This is a genomic window from Caballeronia glathei, from assembly GCF_000698595.1.
Taxonomy (GTDB): Bacteria; Pseudomonadota; Gammaproteobacteria; order Burkholderiales; family Burkholderiaceae; genus Caballeronia; species Caballeronia glathei.
The window spans coordinates 122,561-140,038 of the sequence record NZ_JFHC01000003.1; the positions used below are offsets into that span (position 1 = coordinate 122,561).

Genomic DNA, 17,478 nt, shown 5'->3' on the forward strand with positions numbered 1-17,478 from the left:
TTACGCGGACCGTGTCCGACTTTCAGAAAGCTGTCGCGCATCATGCTCTCCGCAGGCCGTGAGTGCCGCCGGGCTTCACGGCGGGCGCGATGCGGCCGCGGCATTCGCCGAAGCCTATCGATACCGCCTCCGGTGCGCTCGCGCGAGCGCTGAGAATGATTTCGTCGCCGTCTTCGAGCGCGACGCGCGTTTCGCCGCCCGGCAGCGCGAGCGGATCACGGCCCGCGTTCGTCAGCTCCGTGAGGCATGCGCGCGAAAGGTCGTCGGCGCCGGAGATCGTTCCGCTGCCGAGCAGGTCGCCCGTGCGCAGATTGCAGCCGTTGCTCGTGTGGTGCGCGATCATCTGCGCGAAGGTCCAGTACAGGTTGCTCAGATGCGTATGCGTGATCCGCACGGGCGCATCGCCGCGCTCGCGCAGCGAAGCGGTGCTCAGATGTGCGTCGAGCGCGATGCGAAGGCCGCCCGCCTTGCGATCCACGTCGCCGTGCAGATGCGGCAGCAACTCGGGATCGCCTTCGGCGCGTGCGGGCGCCGCCATGCGAAAGGGCGCGAGCGCCTCTTCGGTGATGATCCACGGCGACACGCTCGTGTGAAAGCTCTTGCCGAGAAACGGCCCGAGCACCTGCTCGAACCATTGAATGCTCTTTGCCGACCAGTCGTTCAGCAGGCAGTAGCCGAACACGTGATCGAGCGCGCGCTCGACGGGGATCGGCTGCGTCAGGCCGTTGCCGCGTCCGATGAAGGCCGCGAGTTCCAGTTCGAAGTCGAGTGCCGGCGCCGGCCCGAACGCGACGTTGCCGCTCGCGTCGCGATACTGGCCGTGCGGGCGCACGACGTCGCCGCCGCTCACGCGGATCGACGACGCGCGCCCGTGATAGGCGATCGGCAGCGACTTGAACGCGGCCGGCAGCGGATCGGCGAGCCCCTTGAAGCGGCCGTGCCGCTCGGTGTGATGAAGCGACGTGAGGAAGTCGGTGTAGTCGCCGATCTCGCAGGCAAGCCGCATCGAGACATCCGACATGCGCGGCATGATGCCTGCCTCCAGTTCGCGCAGCCGACCCGCGCCGGGTGCGTCGCTCTTCAGCAGATCGGAGAGCGCGCGGCGAAGCGCGGAGATGACACGCGGTTCGAGCGCCATGACTTCGTTGAGCGTGCTGCCGAGCGCGGCGTTGCATGCAACGGCGGCGTCGCCTTCCACGAGCCGCGCCTGCGCGAGCGCATGCAGGTCGACGATCTGTTCGCCGATCGCCACACCGGTGCGCACTTCCTCGCCGCGTTCGAACGCGCCGAACGGCAGGTTCTGAATCGGGAAGTGGCTGTCCGGCAGGTTCGCCGATTCGACCCAGCTGCGGCGCGCCGGGTCATGTGTCGGATTCAGTTCGATCATGCGCGGGCAGGCTCCGGAGTCGAGGTTTCCTTCGTCCACGCATCGAGTGTCGAGCGCGCGTTCGTTCTGTATCCGGCCAGCTGCTCTTCGGGCGCGGTCGGCACCGTCAGTTCGAGCCGGATGCCGTTCGGGTCGAAGAAATAGATCGACTGCACGAAGTGGTGATCCGTCGTGCCGAGCACGTCGACGCCATGTTCGGCGAGGCGCCGCTTCATGTGTTCCAGTTCGTCGAGCGTCGCAAGACGAAGCGCGATGTGGTTCACCCACGGCGGCGTATTGGGCGAGGGCAGGGCGGCGATATTGTCGCCGAGATCGAAGAACGCGATATTGGAGCCGTCCGCCATCTCGAAGAACAGATGCACGTACGGACAATGCTCGCCCGTGCTCGGCACGCGGTCGAGACGGATGACATGCACGAGCGGCAGGCCGAGCAGGTCTTCGTAGAAATGGCGCGTCTCTTCGGCGTTGCGGCAGCGCCAGGCGAAGTGATGCAGGCCGAGAATGGGAGGAATGGCGGGCATGCGAGTCTCCTGAATGGTTGGATGCGGTCAGACCTCGACGGCGTCCACGTCGTATTCGAAAAGCCAGTTGTAGCGTTCCTTCACGCGCTCCTCGCTCCATTCGCGATCGACGTAGGCTGCCGCGCCCTCCGCGTGGGCGAGCTGCGGGTTGTGAAAGCGCGTGGCGTTGGCGGCCGATCCCTGCACGACGCGCGACGTGCGCTCGAGCCGCAGTTCGCCATAGCGCCGCAGCGCGCGGTCGAGGTCGGCGCCGTGCTGTTCCAGGCAGCGCGCGAGCAGATAGCCGTCTTCGATCGCCATGCCCGCACCCTGCGCGAGGAACGGCAGTGTGGGATGGCAAGCGTCGCCGAGAAGCGTCGCGTTGCCCTGGGTCCAGCCGGTCATCGGCGCGCGCACCATCAGCGCCCACTTGTAGGGAATGTCGATGGCCGAGATGAGCGTGCGCACGTCCTCATGCCAGCCCGCGAAGTCGTGCAGGCACTCGTCTAGCGTGCCGCGCTCCGACCACGACTCCACCTGCCAGCCGTCCCGTTCAATAGCGCCGACAAAATTGATCAGCTTGCTGTCGCGTAACGGATAGTGGATGACGTGTGCGCCCGGTCCGACCCAGTTCACGCCATAGGGCGTGCGCAGATGCTCGGGCAAGAGGGTCGCATCGATCACGCCGCGCCATGCCATCACGCCCGAGAAGACCGGCTCGTCGGGTCCGAAGAGCGCGCGCCTCACCGTGGAGTGGACGCCGTCCGCTCCGATCAGCAGATCCGCCTCGTACGTCGTGCCCGAACTCGTGCGCACGGCGACCGTGCCCGCTTCCTGCTGGATCGACTCCACCTTCTCGCCGAGCCTGATCGCGTCGGCGGACATGGCCCGCACGCCATCGGCGAGCGCCGCATGAAGGTCGGCCCGATGCAGCGTGAAATAGGGAAACCCGTAGAGCTCACGCGATTGGGCACCGAGATCGAAGAGGCGCCAGCTCTGCCCCGTGTTCCAGAGCCGCACCTGCTTGCCGAGCGGCTCGCACGCGAGCCCTTCGAGCGGGTCGCCGACGCCGAGCCGGTACAGCACGCGCGTCGCGTTCGGACTCAGCTGCACGCCCGCGCCGATTTCCCTCAGCGCCTGCGCCTGTTCGAGCACGGTGACGTCGAATCCCTTTTTCAATAGCGCGAGCGCCGCCGTCAATCCGCCAATACCGGCTCCTGCAATGATGATTTTCATTCGTCTGTCCGACCTCTTGTTTTCATGAAGTGCGCCGCTTTAAAAGCATTTATTTATCAATCAATCGGGAAATTCTATAAATGCCAGGCGCGATACAAAACGCAGTCACTTTAAAACAATGGTTTGCTCGAATGAAGCAAATTAAAGTGAATGGGTTATCAGTGAAATTTGATAATCGGATGGGAAAGAAAGGGAATGCCCGCGCGAGGGCAGGCCGGCGTGAACGGGACCTTCGGGAGGAGTGGTACGGCGCCCGCCGCGCCGGACTCAGACGCCCCAGCGGCGTACCGTGCCGGTGTCGATGCCGAACAGGTCCAGCACCCGGCCGAGCGTGTGATCGACCATGTCCTCGATCGACTCCGGGTTCGCATAGAAGGCCGGCACGGGCGGATAGACGATCGCGCCCGCCTCGGTGACGGCGCCCATGCTGCGGATGTGGCCGAGGTGCAGCGGCGTCTCGCGCACCATCAGCACGAGCCGCCGGCGTTCCTTCAGCATCACGTCCGCGGCCCGTGGCAGAAGGGCGCTCGTGATGCCGGTGGCGATTTCGGAGAGCGTCTTGATCGAGCACGGCGCGACGATCATGCCCATCACCGGGAACGATCCGCTCGAGATCGCGGCGCCGATGTCGGCGTTTGTGTAGGCAACGCTCGCCATCGCGCGCACGTCGGCGACGTTGTAGTCGGACTCGTGCGCGAGCGTGACCTGCGCCGAGCGGCTCATCACGAGATGCGTTTCGATCTCCAGTTGCCGCAGCAACTGCAGGAGCCGCACGCCGTAGACGACACCCGACGCACCGCTCACGCCGACGACCATCCGCCGCGGCGGAACTGTGCTTGCTTGCATTGTGTTTTCTCCGGGTTGGTGAATGGGCATGCCATTGAAACGGTGCGGATATTAGCATGTCAATGGCAATTAAAAGACCCCGAATAACATGCGCGGCCGAGTGGTATAAACCCTTGGTCGAATATTCGGTTTGTTCGATAAGTCGATCGATAAATCGTGATTCAAATGCGGAATCGACTTCGCTACACTCTGCGCAGCGCAAAAATTCACGTCTGCGATGCCGCGATCGGAATTTCGCGCCGAGTTTCATCCGCCACAGAGCGGAAGAGCGATTAAATAAGAATTGGAGACCTCTTTTGACAAAGAGCCTGTTTTTCGGATGCAGCGTCGCGGTGCTGAGCTGCCCCGCGTTCGCGCAGTCATCCGTGACGCTGTACGGCAGCGTCGACGTCGGCGTGGACTACGTGACGAACTCTCGCGGTGGGCATCTCATCCAGGAATCGGCCGGCAAGCGCACGCCGGACCGCTTCGGCTTTCGGATCGTCGAGGATCTGGGCGGCGGCAACAAGGTGGTCGTGCGCCTCGAGAACGGCTTTCTCACCAACACGGGTGCGCAGATCAATCCGCAGAGCTTCTTCAACCGCAACGCGCAGATCGGCTTGACGAACGACACGTTTGGCACGATCAGCGCCGGGCATATTCCAGACTACGTCTACGAATACGTCGGCGCGCTCAACAACTCGGTGCCGGGCATCTCGTCGTTTTATACGGTGGGCAACCTCGACGGCCTTGCCAACACGCACGCGATGGACAACTCCGTGAAGTACGACACGCCCGTGTTCTACGGCTTCCAGGCGGGCGTGATGAACGGCTTCGGCGGGCAGGCGGGGGACTTCAGCGCGGGACGCCAGTACAGCATCGGCGCGCGCTATCAGCAGGGGCGCTTCAAGTTCGGCGCCGCCTACACGATGTCGCACGACCGCACGGCCGACGTGTTCGGCGTGTTCAGCCTGTCTTCGCTGCTCGGCCAGCCGCTGCGCGCGGGCACGATGTTCAACGCGTCGCGCTACAGCACGATCGCCGTGGGCGGGTCGGTCGTGATCGGCGCGTTCACGCCGCACGCGACCTTCACGAGCGTGAAACTCGCGAACCAGAACGGCGCGAAATCGGAGCGCAACTATCAGGCGGGCGTCAACATCGATTTGAGCGGCGGGGAGCGGATCTGCCTGCTCGGCGTTTCGTACAACCGGTCACTCTTCGAAGACCTGACTTTCAACCAGTACAACCTGTTCATGACCTATTACCTGTCGAAGAGCACGCAGGTGTACGCGGGCGCGGGGCTTCAGCGCGCTTCGGGTCCGAACGCGAAAGCGGCGCAGTTCGGCTACCAGGCATCGAGTTCGAGCAACCAGACCGTGGCGCGCATCGGCATCAACCATATGTTCTGACGGCGCCGGGCTTTATCCGGCGGGCTTTATTCGAATTTCGTGCTGGCCTGTTCGGTTTTTTTTGATTCCGCTGCAAGGCCGCTCGACTTATATTGACTGCCGGCCGTCGGGCCGGCGCGGCAAAAGTGGCCGGGTTCCGGAGCGGCCGGGACGCATCAGAGAACGAGGCAAATGGACGACATGCAAGAAGACCGGACTTTCAACATCGCGCAACTGGTGGAAGAGCAGAAGATAGGACGCTTCGCCGTCGGCTTGCTGTTCTGGTGCTTCCTCATCATGCTCATGGACGGCTACGACCAGACGGCCGTCTCGTTCGCGGCGCCCGCGATCATCAAGGAATGGCATGTCAATCGCGGCAGCTTTGGCCCGGTGTTCGGCGCCGGGCTGTTCGGCACGCTCGTCGGATCGTTTCTGTTCGGCTATCTCGGCGACCGGCTGGGCCGCAAGAAGGCAATCGTCTGGGGCAGCCTGTTCTTCGGCGCGCTCACTTTCGCTTCAGTATGGGCGACCTCGCTTCAGGACCTGATGATCCTGCGTTTTCTCGCCGGACTCGGCATGGGCGGCGTGATTCCGAACTCGGTTGCGCTCGTGGCCGAATATGCGCCCAGGCGGCTGCGCGCGACGTGGGTCACGCTGATGTTCTCGGGCTTCTCGATCGGCGCCGGATCGGGCGGCCTCGTGTCCTCCGCGCTGATTCACCGGTTCGGCTGGCCCGTCATGTTCGTGGTTGGCGGCGTGGGATCGATCGCGGTCGCGGTGCTCCTCGTCTTCGCGCTGCCCGAGTCGGCGAAACTGCTCGTCGTGAGAAGGCGCAGCCCGAAGATGGTGGAGAAGCTCGCGCGGCGGCTGCGTCCCGAACTGGATATTCCCGAAGGCGCGCGCTTCGTCGCGGGCGAGGCACGCGAGGAGAAAAAGCAGTTCGTGCTCAAGCTGATCTTCTCGGACGGGCTGCGCGCCATCACGCCGCTGTTGTGGATCGTCTTCATCGCCAATTCGATGGCGCTCTACTTCCTGCAGAACTGGCTGCCGATCCTGATGGAAGGCGTGGGCGTCGCGCCCCAGCACGCGAGTCTCATCACGGCGATGTTCTCGGTAGGCGGCGTGCTGGGCGGGCTGATCCTCTGCCGCTTCGTCGATCGTCACGGCGTGCTCGCGGTGATCTCGCTTCCGGCGATCGGCTGCCCGGTCGTCGCGCTGCTCGGCATGGGCATGTCCGAGACGTGGCTGACGATCGCCGTTTTCGCCACGGGCTTTTGCGTGGTGGGCGCGCAATACGCACTCTATGCGGTGGCGGGCATGATCTATCCGACGTCGTTCCGCTCGGCCGGCGTGGGCAGCGCCATCTCCATCGGCAAGATCGGGTCGGTGTCGGGACCGATGATCGGCGGCCTGCTGCTTTCGATGCATCTGCCCTTCAACCAGCTGTTCTACGCGGCGGCGGTGCCGTTCGTCATCGTCGCGGTGTTCTCGACGCTGCTCGCGCTGCTGTATCGCTCGCGCTTCGGCGGCGATCACGCGGCAAGCGCCGCAACCGCGCAGCCGATGAGCAAGGCGGTCGAACAGTCCTGAGTCCGTCGCGGCGGATGGCGGCAGTCTCGTGCGCCAGGCGCAGAAGAATAACAAGGGGAGGCGCATGCAACACGAAGAGACCTGCAACATATCCCGCGTCGTGCAGGATCAGACGTCCGGGCGCTTCGCTTTCGCGCTGCTGGCGTGGTGCTTCGTGATCGTGCTGCTCGACGGCTACGACCAGATTGCGATCGCCTATGCGGCACCGGCGCTCGTCAAGGCATGGCATGCGAAAGCCGGTGACTTCGCGCCGGTGTTCGGCGTGGGCCTCTTCGGCGTGCTGGTCGGCTCGTTGCTGCTCGGCTTCGTCGGCGACCGTCTGGGCCGCAAGCGGACCATCATCTACGGGTCGCTCGCCTTCGGCTTGCTGACCATGGCCTGCGCCGCGGCGTCGTCGATCGGACAGATGACCGTGCTGCGCTTTCTCGCGGGCATCGGCATGGGCGGCGTGGTGCCGAACACCGTGGCGCTCGTCGCGGAATACGCGCCGCGGCAGCGCCGCGCGACATGGGTCACGCTGATGTTCTCGGGCTTCTCCGTGGGGGCGAGCGGGGGCGGGGCCGTGTCCTCGTGGCTACTGCCGCAGTTTGGCTGGCAGATCATTTTCCTGATCGGCGGCGCGGCAGCCGTGGTGGTCGCGTTCGCGTCCTTTCGCGCGCTGCCGGAGTCGATCCGGTTCCTCGTGCTGAAAGAGCGGAGTCACGCCGAGATCGTGCGTCTCGTTCAGCGGATGCTTCCCGCGCGTCCCGTCACGCAAGGCACGAGATTCGTCCTCGACGACGAAGCGCCGCTCACGCGAGCCAGCCCGCGCGCGCTGTTCGGCTCGGGATTGCGCTATGTCACGCCGCTTCTGTGGGCGGTATTCATCCTCAATTCGCTCGCGCTGCATTTTCTGCAGAACTGGCTGCCGATGCTGTTCGGACTCGCGGGGCTTGCGCCCGAGCGTTCGGCACTCGTCGCGATGATGTTTCCGGTCGGCGGCACGATCGGCGCGCTCGCGCTCAGCCGGCTGGTAGACAGGCATGGCATGACGGTCATCGGCGTGCTCGCGGCGCTGGGGTGTCCGGTTGCCGCGTCGCTCGGGCACGCGATGCCGCAGGCCGTTCTCATGGCGGCCGTATTCATGAGCGGCGTGTGCGTGATCGGCACGCAGTTCGGGCTCTATGCGCTCGCGGGCAGCATCTACCCGACGCCCGTGCGCTCGCTCGGCGTCGGCACGGCGATCGGCGTGGGCAAGTTCGGATCGATCGCGGGCTCGATGCTCGGCGGCGTGCTGCTCGCCATGCATCTGCCCATCGGCGATCTGTTCATGAACGTGGCGCTGCTGTTCGTCTTCATCACCGCGTTTGCGGCGTTGCTCGCTGTGTCGCATCGATCGGTCGCGCGTGACGGCGTGCAGCGCACGGTCTAGCGCGTGCCCGATGCGCTGAACCTCGCGCTCACACTTCCAGCAGGAACTCCACGATCCGGTCGCGCACGCGGCCGAACATCTGCGTGCCCGTCACGGTCCCGCAACCGCGCGAGCGCGCCGCCTCGATCATCGGCGTGAGCGGCGGTTTCGTCACGACATCGCCGACGAAAGTGCTGCCCGGCAGACGCGTCACGTCGAAGGGCAGCGGATCGTCCGAGCGCATCCCGGCCGGCGACGCGTTCACGATCACGTCGAACGTCTCGGGTCCGTCGGACTCGCGCGCGGCACTCACGGCGCCCCGCTTCAACCCGTTCAGACGCTCGACGAGCGACTGCGTGCGCGCGCGGTCGTTATCGCGCACGTCGAGCGACGCGACACCCGCGCCGAGGAGCGCATGGCCGATCGCCGATCCCGCGCCGCCCGCGCCGATCAGCAGCACGCGCTGATCCGCAAGCTTCCCGCCCGCGTCGAGCAGCGCGCTGACGAAGCCGGTGCCGTCGAACATGCCGCCGTGCCAGCGCCCGTCGGGCAGGCGGCGCAGCGTGTTCACCGTGCCGAGAAACGCTGCCTCGTCTGTCAGGCTCGCGCAATACTCGGTCGCGCTGAACTTGTGCGGCACGGTCACGATGATGCCGTCGACGTTCTTCATCTGCGAAGCGCCTGCGAAGAACGCAGGCAAATTCTCGCTCGCGACGTGCGCCGGCACGACGATTGCGTCGCGGCCCGCCGCGCGCAACGCCGCAGTGACGCCCGCTGGCGAGCGCACCTGCGCAATCGGATCGCCGACGATGAAATAGAGGCGCGTCGCGCCGCTGAGTCCCGCGTCGAGGGACGCGGAAAAAGAAGTGCCCTGGTTCATGCTGTCTTCATCTCCGTGATGGATTCGGGTTCGCCGTGCCGGCCCGTGGTCCAGTGATTATCCCGCCTGTTCTCCTGCCCGCGCCGGTGCGCGGCCTCCGTGCGGCGTTTCTTCCTACCTTTTGAAAGGCTTTGCAATTCCGATTTTCTGGAATAGTATTCCAACATCAAAGAATATTCCACAGAAAATCCGGATTGCATCACCGGGCTGGAAGCGGAACAAAGGAGCTGGAGATGGTGGAGACACTCGAGGGCTTCGCCCAGAACGAATCATTCGATGTCGTCGTGATCGGCGCGGGCGGGGCGGGCATGTCGGCGGCGCTCTTCGCGGCCATCGACGGCGCGCGCGTGCTGCTCGTGGAGAGCACGGACCATGTCGGCGGCACGACGGCCTATTCGGCGGGCACGACATGGATTCCGTGCTCGGTGCACGCGCCGGACGTCAATCGCGACGACACCGCCGAAAACGCCGGAGCGTTCCTGCAACGGGCGGTGGGCGAGCGCAGCAGCGACGCGATGCGTCGTGCGTTTCTCGCGGCCGGCCCGAAGGCGGTCGCGCATATCGAGGCGAATTCGGATGTGAAGTACCGCGCCCGGCCGTTTCATCCGGACTACCTGTCCGAACTCGAAGGCTCGACGCTGCGAGGCCGCGCGCTCGAACCGCTCCCCTTCGACGGCCGCAAGCTCGGCAGGCACTTCGCACTGATCCGCCCGCCGATTCCCGAGTTCACGGTCGTGGGCGGCATGATGGTCGATCGCGACGATGTCGGGCATCTGCTCAAGATGACGAAGTCGTTTTCATCGTTGCGCCATGCGGTGAAGCTGCTGGCCCGTCATGCACGCGACCGCATGAGCTGGCCGCGCGGCACGCGCCTCGTGATGGGCAACGCATTGATCGGACGACTGCTGCACTCGCTGCTCGCACGCGACGTGACGGTGCTCGTGGGCACGAGGCTCGAGGCCATGCACAAGGGTGCCGATGGCATCGACGGCATCACGCTCAGCCGCAACGGCGAGCGCAGGCGCATTGCGGTGACGGGCGGCGTGATTCTCGCGAGCGGCGGATTCAACCGGCATCCCGAGCGGCGCCGCGTGATGCTGCCGGGCGTCGATGCGCAGTGGTGTCCCGGCGCGCCCGGGCATGCGGGCAATGCGCAGGACCTGGCGCTCGCCGCCGGCGCACGCTATGGCGAAGGCGCATTGAGCCACGCGTTCTGGGCTCCGGTCTCGGTGCGCAGGCGCGCGGACGGCACGACCGCCGTGTTCCCGCACTTTCTGATGGACCGCGGCAAGCCGGGCATGATCGTCGTCGACAAGGAGGGGCGGCGCTTCCTGAACGAAAGCACGTCGTATCACCTGTTCGGCATCGCGATGCAGGAGGCGCATCGCAAGACGCCTTCGGTGCCCGCCCACCTCGTGACCGATGCGGAGGGCCTGCGCAAATACGGCCTCGGCATGGTGCGCCCGGGCGGCAAGGGACTCGCTCCGTTCCTCGCCGACGGCTATCTCGTGCAAGGCGCCACGCTCGAAGAACTCGCGTCGAAGCTCGGCATCGACGCCGCGGGCCTTGCCGACAGCGTCGCGCGCATGAACCGCTACGCCGCGACCGGCGTCGATCCGGACTTCCGGCGCGGCACGACCGACTACCAGCGCGCCAACGGCGATGCCGCATGGACAGGCAAGAATCCGTGCCTCGGGCCGATCGGTCGTGCGCCGTTCTACGCGGTGCGCCTGTACCCGGGCGACATCGGCGCGGCGACGGGCCTCGTCGCCGACGAGCACGCCCGCGTGCTGGCCCGCGACGACCAGCCGATCGCTGGCCTCTACGCATGCGGCAACGACATGCAGTCGGTGATGGGCGGCGTCTATCCCGGCCCCGGCATCACGCTCGGCCCCGGCCTCGCGTTCGCCTACCTGGCGGCGCGCCATGCGGCAGTGCGTGCGGCATCGTCGGCGGCGCCCGGGCGCGAATCGGGCGTCGCGGCACACGCCTGATCGATGGCGCCGATGAAGATCAACCAAAGCGGACGCCACGGCATGCGCACAAGCCTTGAACCGTCTGGTGAATTGCAGATGAAGCTCGAACCGATCCTCGAATGTGACGTGCTGGTGCTGGGTTCCGGCGCGGGCGGACTGTCCACCGCGGTGACGGCGGCCGCGCGCGGCTTGCGCGTGATGGTCGCGGAGAAGGAGGACGTGTTCGGCGGCACGACCGCGTGGTCGGGCGGCTGGATGTGGATTCCGCGCAATCCGCTCGCGGTGCGCGCGGGCATCGTCGAGGACATCGATGTGCCGCGCACGTATCTGCGCAACGAACTCGGCGCGCAGTTCGACGCCCGGAAGGTCGATGCCCTGCTCGAACGCGGCCCGGAGATGATCGAGTTCTTCGAGCGCAACACGTCGATGCGTTTCATCGACGGCAACCGCGTTCCCGACTTTCACACGACGCTCGGCGCGGCCACCGGCGGGCGCTCGGTCTGCGCGATGCCGTTCGACGGCCGCGAGCTCGGTCCGCTGCTCGGCAAGCTGCGCCCGCCGCTTGCGGAGATGACGATCAAGGGCATGGCGATCGGCTCGGGCCAGGACCTCGCCCATTTCTACAACGCCACGCGCTCGCTGCGCTCGGCGTGGCATGTCACGCGGCGTCTCGCCGCGTTCGCGGCCCACACGCTGCGCTACGGCCGCTCGATGCATCTCGTGAACGGCAATGCGCTGGTTGCGCGCCTGCTCAAGTCGGCGGCCGATCGCGGCGTCGATCTGCGCACGCGGGCGAAAGCGGTCGAGATCCTGCGCGACGGCCAGCGCGTGACCGGTGCGCGCGTGGAGATCGAAGGCGTGCCGCACATCGTGCGCGCGTCGCGCGGCGTGGTGCTCGCTTGCGGCGGCTATCCGCACGACGTCGCGCGCCGCGCAAGCACCTTCGCCTACACGCCCTCGGGCGGCGAACACTGGTCGGCGGCGCCTGCTTCCAATACCGGCGACGGCATCCGCATGGGCGAAGCAGCCGGCGCGCATTTCGACGCTTCGCTCGAAGCGCCGGCCGCGTGGGCACCGGTCTCGCTCGTGCCGAAACAGAAGGGCAGGCCCGATGCCGCGTTTCCTCACCTGATCGAGCGCGCGAAGCCGGGCGTGATCGCCGTGACGCGCGCGGGCAGGCGCTTCGTGAACGAGGCGTCGTCGTATCACGATTTCATGGGCGCGCTGATCGGCACGACGCCGCGAGGCGAGGAAGTGTGCGCGTGGCTCGTCTGCGATCATCGCTTTCAGCGCCGCTACGGACTCGGCTTTTCGAAGCCGTTTCCGTTCCCGACCGGGCCGTACCGGCGCTCGGGTTATCTGATGCGGGCGAACACGATCGAGGCGCTCGCCGCGCAATGCGGCATCGATTCGCGCGGCCTCGCCGATACCGTGACAACGTACAACGCGTATGCGAAAGATGGCTTCGATCCGCAGTTTCACAAAGGATCGACCCCGTACAACCGCGTGCAGGGCGATGCCCGGCACAAGCCGAACCCGTGCGTCGCGCCGCTCGCCGACGGACCGTTCTACGCCGTCAAGCTGGTGCCGGGCAGCCTCGGCACGTTCGCGGGCCTCGCCACCGACGCGCAATCGCGCGTGCTCGACGACACCCGCGCGCCGATTCCCGGCCTCTACGCGGTGGGCAACGACAGCGCGAGCATGATGGGCGGCTGCTATCCGAGCGGCGGCATCACGCTCGGCCCCGCGATGACCTTCGGCTATCTCGCGGGCCTCGCGCTCGCGGAGCCGGTCCGGCTGCAGCCGCCCGCCGACTTCTCCTCATTCAAACGTGCAAGGACAATGCAATGACTCTGTATGACGTAGTGACACTCACGGTAAGGATCGGCGCGAACGCGCAGGTCTTCGACAACATCGCCGCGAACGGCGAGCAGTCCGGCGCGAAGCTGCTCGGCTGCTGGTACTCGGATATCGGCGCGCTCGGCAAGGTGATGGTGCTGTGCGGCTTCGAATCGGAGGCTGCGCTGATTGGTGAACGGCGCCGCCTCCTGCTCGAAGGCAATCCCTTTCACTGCGGCGAGTTTGTCACCGATGTCAAGGTGGAGAGCTATTCGCTGTTCCCCTTTCTTGCGCCGGTCGAACCGGCCGAATACGGCGGCATCTACGAGATGCGCGTCTACGGCACGAAGCTCGCGAGCCTTCAGCACACGATCGACGCCTGGAAGGACGCGGTTCCCGAGCGTACGAAGCGCTCGCCGCTCGTCGGCGCGATGTATTCGCTCGACGGCACCGTGCCGCGCTTTCTGAACATCTGGCCGTACAAGAGCGTCGATGAACGCTCGCGGATTCGCGCCGAAGCCGTGAAGGACGGCATCTGGCCGCCGAAGGGCGGCCCCGCCCACCTGACGACGATGGAGTCGACGATCTGCGTGCCCGCGCCGTTCTCGCCGCTGCGCTGAACGCGGCCGGAAAAAAGGAGACGATATGGGCAAGCGGAATTCACGTGCGCTGTCGCTTTCGGCGCTGACAGTGCTCGAACTCTCGCCGCCGCAGATGGTCGAGTGCGCGGCCGAGGCGGGCTATGACTTCGTCGGCTTGCGGCTCTTGCCGGCGACGGATCACGAGGTGCGTCACGAGATCGTCGGCGATACGCCGATGAGGCGCGAAACGCTCGCGCGCCTGAGGGATACCGGCGTGCGCGTGCTCGACGCGGAGATTCTTCGCGTGAAGCCGGACACCGATGTGGCCGCGTACGCGCCGATGCTGGAAACGGCGGCGGAACTTGGCGCGCGCTACGTGCTCGTCGCGGGCAACGACCCCGACGAAGCACGCACGGCCGAGCGTCTCGCGCAGCTGTGCGATCTGGCCGCGCCGCTCGGGCTCACGCCGTCGCTCGAGCCGATGCCCTGGACCGACGCGAAGGACATCACGCAGGCCGCGCGCATCGTGAAGGCGGCGGGGCGGAGGAATACGGGCCTCATCGTGGATCCGATCCACTTCGACCGGGCGCGTTCTTCGACGGAGGAACTGCGCGCGTTGCCGCGCGAATACTTCGGCTACGTGCAGTTCTGCGACGCTCCCGCCGAACGTCCCGCAGATCTGGACACGCTGCTGTATCAGGCGCGCTGCGAGCGGATGATTCCGGGCGAGGGCGGCCTCGATCTTGGAGGGATTCTGCGCGCGCTGCCCGACGATCTGCCGATCAGCATCGAGGTGCCGATGCAGGAATGGGCGAAGACCGCGGGCGCGGTCGAGCGCGCCCGCAGGCTTCGTGAAGCGACGCTCGCCGTGCTGGAGCGAACGTACGCGCTCTGAGTCAGCTGAGTCAGTTGACTCAGTTGAGAAGCAGGTTCACGCGCGGCTCACGCGTGCTGCGCGAAATACTGCTTCACGGCCGAGACGAACGTATCGATATCGGCGCGCGTGAGGTCGAGGTGCGTGACGAAGCGCGACGCATAGAGCATCTGCGTGAGGATGCCGCGCTCCTTGAGCGACGCTTCGAGCGGCGCGCAATGCGCTTGCGGAAACTGCGCGAACACCATGTTGGTGGCCTGCGACTCGACCTTGACCTGCTCGATCTGCGCGAGCCCGTTCGCGAGGTGCGCCGCGTTCGCGTGATCCTCCGCCAGACGCTCGACGTTGTGATCGAGCGCATACAGGCATGCGGCGGCCAGCACGCCCGACTGCCGCATGCCCCCGCCCAGCACCTTGCGCCAGCGGTGCGCGCTTTCAATCAGCGCCTGGCTGCCGACCAGCACCGAGCCGACCGGTGCCCCGAGCCCCTTGGAGAAGCAGATCGAAATCGAATCGAAAGGCGCGCACAGCGCGGCGATCGGTTTTTCCGAGGCGACGGCCGCGTTGCAGACACGCGCGCCGTCGAGATGCGTGGCGAGGCCGCGGCTTCGCGCAAGCTGAACTGCCTCGTCGACGTAGCCCGCCGGCAGCACCTTGCCGCCGATGGTGTTTTCCAGCGCAAGCAGCCGCGTGCGGGCGAAGTGGTTGTCGATCGGCTTGATCGCGGCGGCGATTTTCGCGAGCGGCAGCGTGCCGTCCGGGGCGTTTTCGAGCGGTTGCGGCTGGATGCTGCCGAGCACCGCCGCGCCGCCGCCCTCGTATTTGTAGGTGTGCGCGAGCTGTCCGACGATGTATTCGTCGCCGCGCGCGCAATGCGCCATCAGCGCCGCGAGGTTGCTCTGCGTGCCGCTCGGAAAGAAGAGACCCGCTTCCTTGCCGGCGCGCTCGGCGACAGTTGACTGCAGGCGCAATACGGTCGGGTCGTCGCCCCAGACGTCGTCGCCTGTCTCGGCGTCCAGCATCGCTGCGAGCATCGCGCGGCTCGGACGGGTGACGGTATCGCTGCGTAAATCGATCATGTGAGCTTCCTGCGTGGATTGTCGATGCGCCGCAGGGCCTCGAACGCGCCGCGCGGCATCCCGGATGATGAATCCGGGGAAGTATATCCACTTCCACGCGGCGCGTTGTTTCGCGCAGGAAGGAATGCCGTGACGCGGCGCGACTGACGGTGAACGGCTATGGTTCGCAGCGGTCGCGTGCGGTGGGCGCCTGCGCGGCGTTCAGGTCGAAGTCGGCCTCGCGCAGACCGTCGGGACTCAGCGCGACCCAGTGCAGCTGCGTCGGCGAACGCACGAGCCCGAGACTGCCCTCATAGGTCCACGCGACAGGCGACGGCTGCGTGGCAGCCAGCCCGATCGACGACGCGCTCAGCTTGAGGTGCAGCAGGCGCCCGTCCTGCGACGGCGTGAACGCGCGCTCGCCGATCACCGCGATGCCGGCTTCACGCACGGAGGCCGGCATGCAGGCGAGCGTCGCGACGGTCGCGCCGTTCCGATCGAGCAGCTGCGCGAAGCCCGTGCCGTTCGCGTCGCTGCCGACCACGATGAAGCGATCGATCGACGGCACGTACGCGGCCGAATACGTGTAGTACTGCAGGTGCGATGCGATCACGCGCGCTTCCCCGAGCGTGCCGCTCGCGGGATCGAAGACGGCCGCCTTGAGCCGCGCATGCGTCGCGCCGTCGACGTATTGCTGCCAGACGAGCAGAGCGCGCGAGGAGGATGCCGCGATCATCGGCCACCATTCGCGCACGCGCGGCGCGACATCGACCGACTGCAGCAGCTTGCCGTTCGAATCGTACGTCTTCACGTACACGCCGTTGCCGGTGCCGAGGTTGCCGACACCGCCGCCGTCGATCCAGTCGTCCGAGTAGAACACGACGAAGCGCTTGCCCACCGCGGCCACGTGCCCCGAATGGCCGCCGGAGCGCACGTCCTGCGGATACGCGCGCACCGGCTGCAACGCGCGCGTATAGACGCCGTAGCGCTGGCTCACCGAGTTCGGCGTGTTCCATCCGTCCTCGAACGAGAGCATGATGTTGCCCGCTTCGTTCTGCGCGACCGACACCGGTTCCTGTGCCTCGGGACGGCGTATGAAGACGCGCGGCGTGCCGAGCTTCGGCTGCGACGGCGACCAGCGCGCGACATACACGTCGTGCGTCCAGTTGCGATCGCGGCCCGCGCCGCGCGGCGGCAGGCCCGAGCTGCTGAAGAACACCTGCGTGGTGCCGTCGGGGCGCTGTGCGGCCCCGATGCCGTGCATGTACGCGCGCAGGTCGCCGGCCGGCACGCGCGTGCGCGCCGCATCCGCGGGGTCCGCGGGAGTGGCGGCGCGGACCGGCGAAGCACCGGCCCACGCCACCGCCGCCGCCATGGCCAGGATCGCGAACGTCATGCGCATGCGCACGCTCCGGTCTCGCGTGGCTCGCGCATCGCGGCGCTCGAACGGACAGCGGTTTTCTGCATGATGCGTCTCCTCCAGGGTGGCGAAGCTCAGGCCGCCTGCCGTACGGCTTCGGGCACCGAGATGACGTGCGAGATCAGGCCGTCGTCATCGTGATAGGCGACGAGACGCCGCCCCGCATCGACATCGAGCGCGATGCCGTGCGGCGCTTCGAGCGCGAGGGGTTCGGCCATCATCGGCATGGCGCGCACGCGATTGCTTCGGCCCTGATCCACCTGTCGCCCGATGGTCCAGAGGATCAGCGCGCCGCCCACGGTCGCGATGCCGAGGAGGCTCGGCATCAGCGCCTCCAGGGAGAGTTCGCCGGGGCTTGCGTTGGTGAGGCACCAGCGCATGTAGTACGCCGCGAGGAGCCACATGGAGAGCACCAGCACCGGCCGCGCAAGCCGATACCACGCGACGTATCGCACCGCCTGCCAATGACTGTTCTGCGCCTTGAATTGCTCGACGGTCTGCTTCGATACATCGATGATCGGGAAAGTCATTTTT

At 66.5% G+C, this 17,478-nt stretch carries 15 protein-coding genes; 7 read left to right on the plus strand and 8 right to left on the minus strand.

Annotation, left to right across the window (positions count from 1 at the left end):
- Positions 1-40: 40 nt before the first annotated feature.
- The 4 genes from fahA to BG61_RS03745 all read right to left on the minus strand — a co-directional run bounded on the left by fahA (position 41) and on the right by BG61_RS03745 (position 3,969).
- Positions 41-1,387 (minus strand): fumarylacetoacetase, encoded by a 1,347-nt coding sequence (gene fahA / locus BG61_RS03730; RefSeq protein WP_035935121.1) that lies wholly within the window; start codon positions 1,385-1,387, stop codon positions 41-43.
- Positions 1,384-1,908: a VOC family protein gene (locus tag BG61_RS03735; protein ID WP_035935124.1), complete on the minus strand. Its 525-nt coding sequence runs from the start codon at positions 1,906-1,908 to the stop codon at positions 1,384-1,386. The genes fahA and BG61_RS03735 overlap by 4 nt, the downstream gene beginning before the upstream one ends.
- Before the next feature lie 27 nt (positions 1,909-1,935).
- Positions 1,936-3,123 (minus strand): FAD-dependent monooxygenase, encoded by a 1,188-nt coding sequence (locus BG61_RS03740; protein WP_035935126.1) that lies wholly within the window; start codon positions 3,121-3,123, stop codon positions 1,936-1,938.
- A gap of 267 nt (positions 3,124-3,390) precedes the next feature.
- Entirely contained in the window at positions 3,391-3,969 is a 579-nt protein-coding gene (locus BG61_RS03745; protein ID WP_035935128.1) for a UbiX family flavin prenyltransferase, read from the minus strand.
- Between the two features lie 296 nt (positions 3,970-4,265).
- Between BG61_RS03745 and BG61_RS03750 the strand changes: the two genes are divergently transcribed.
- The 3 genes from BG61_RS03750 (at position 4,266) to BG61_RS03760 (ending at position 8,337) form a co-directional block, all read left to right on the plus strand.
- Complete coding sequence (locus tag BG61_RS03750; RefSeq protein ID WP_051672243.1) at positions 4,266-5,357, plus strand: porin; 1,092 nt, start codon at positions 4,266-4,268, stop codon at positions 5,355-5,357.
- 180 nt (positions 5,358-5,537) lie between these two features.
- Positions 5,538-6,926: an MFS transporter gene (locus BG61_RS03755; RefSeq protein WP_035935451.1), complete on the plus strand. Its 1,389-nt coding sequence runs from the start codon at positions 5,538-5,540 to the stop codon at positions 6,924-6,926.
- Positions 6,927-6,990: 64 nt separating this feature from the next.
- The gene (locus BG61_RS03760) at positions 6,991-8,337 is read left to right on the plus strand and encodes an MFS transporter (protein ID WP_035935131.1); all 1,347 of its coding nucleotides are present in this window, start codon (positions 6,991-6,993) and stop codon (positions 8,335-8,337) included.
- Between the two features lie 28 nt (positions 8,338-8,365).
- On the opposite strand, the gene BG61_RS03765 is transcribed toward BG61_RS03760, so the two are convergent.
- Positions 8,366-9,196, minus strand: a complete 831-nt coding sequence (locus tag BG61_RS03765; RefSeq protein ID WP_035935134.1) for a shikimate dehydrogenase family protein — start codon at positions 9,194-9,196, stop codon at positions 8,366-8,368.
- Between the two features lie 233 nt (positions 9,197-9,429).
- On the opposite strand from BG61_RS03765, the gene BG61_RS03770 reads away from it, so the two are divergent.
- From BG61_RS03770 to BG61_RS03785, 4 genes are all read left to right on the plus strand, one after another.
- Positions 9,430-11,190, plus strand: a complete 1,761-nt coding sequence (locus tag BG61_RS03770) for an FAD-dependent oxidoreductase (protein WP_035935136.1) — start codon at positions 9,430-9,432, stop codon at positions 11,188-11,190.
- A 78-nt stretch (positions 11,191-11,268) separates the two neighbouring features.
- Positions 11,269-13,023, plus strand: a complete 1,755-nt coding sequence (locus BG61_RS03775; protein ID WP_035935453.1) for an FAD-dependent oxidoreductase — start codon at positions 11,269-11,271, stop codon at positions 13,021-13,023.
- The gene (locus BG61_RS03780) at positions 13,020-13,631 is read left to right on the plus strand and encodes an NIPSNAP family protein (protein ID WP_035935141.1); all 612 of its coding nucleotides are present in this window, start codon (positions 13,020-13,022) and stop codon (positions 13,629-13,631) included. Before BG61_RS03775 ends, BG61_RS03780 begins: the two co-directional genes overlap by 4 nt.
- Positions 13,632-13,656: 25 nt before the next feature.
- Positions 13,657-14,487, plus strand: a complete 831-nt coding sequence (locus tag BG61_RS03785; protein WP_035935144.1) for a sugar phosphate isomerase/epimerase family protein — start codon at positions 13,657-13,659, stop codon at positions 14,485-14,487.
- 47 nt (positions 14,488-14,534) lie between these two features.
- Here BG61_RS03785 and ltaE read toward each other — a convergent pair whose 3' ends face one another.
- The 3 genes from ltaE to BG61_RS03800 form a co-directional block, all read right to left on the minus strand.
- Positions 14,535-15,545, minus strand: coding sequence for a low-specificity L-threonine aldolase (gene ltaE / locus BG61_RS03790; RefSeq protein ID WP_035935146.1), 1,011 nt, complete (start codon positions 15,543-15,545; stop codon positions 14,535-14,537).
- A gap of 157 nt (positions 15,546-15,702) precedes the next feature.
- Entirely contained in the window at positions 15,703-16,926 is a 1,224-nt protein-coding gene (locus BG61_RS03795; RefSeq protein WP_035935149.1) for a hypothetical protein, read from the minus strand.
- 92 nt (positions 16,927-17,018) lie between these two features.
- Entirely contained in the window at positions 17,019-17,474 is a 456-nt protein-coding gene (locus tag BG61_RS03800) for a hypothetical protein (protein WP_035935152.1), read from the minus strand.
- Between the last annotated feature and the right edge of the window lie 4 nt (positions 17,475-17,478).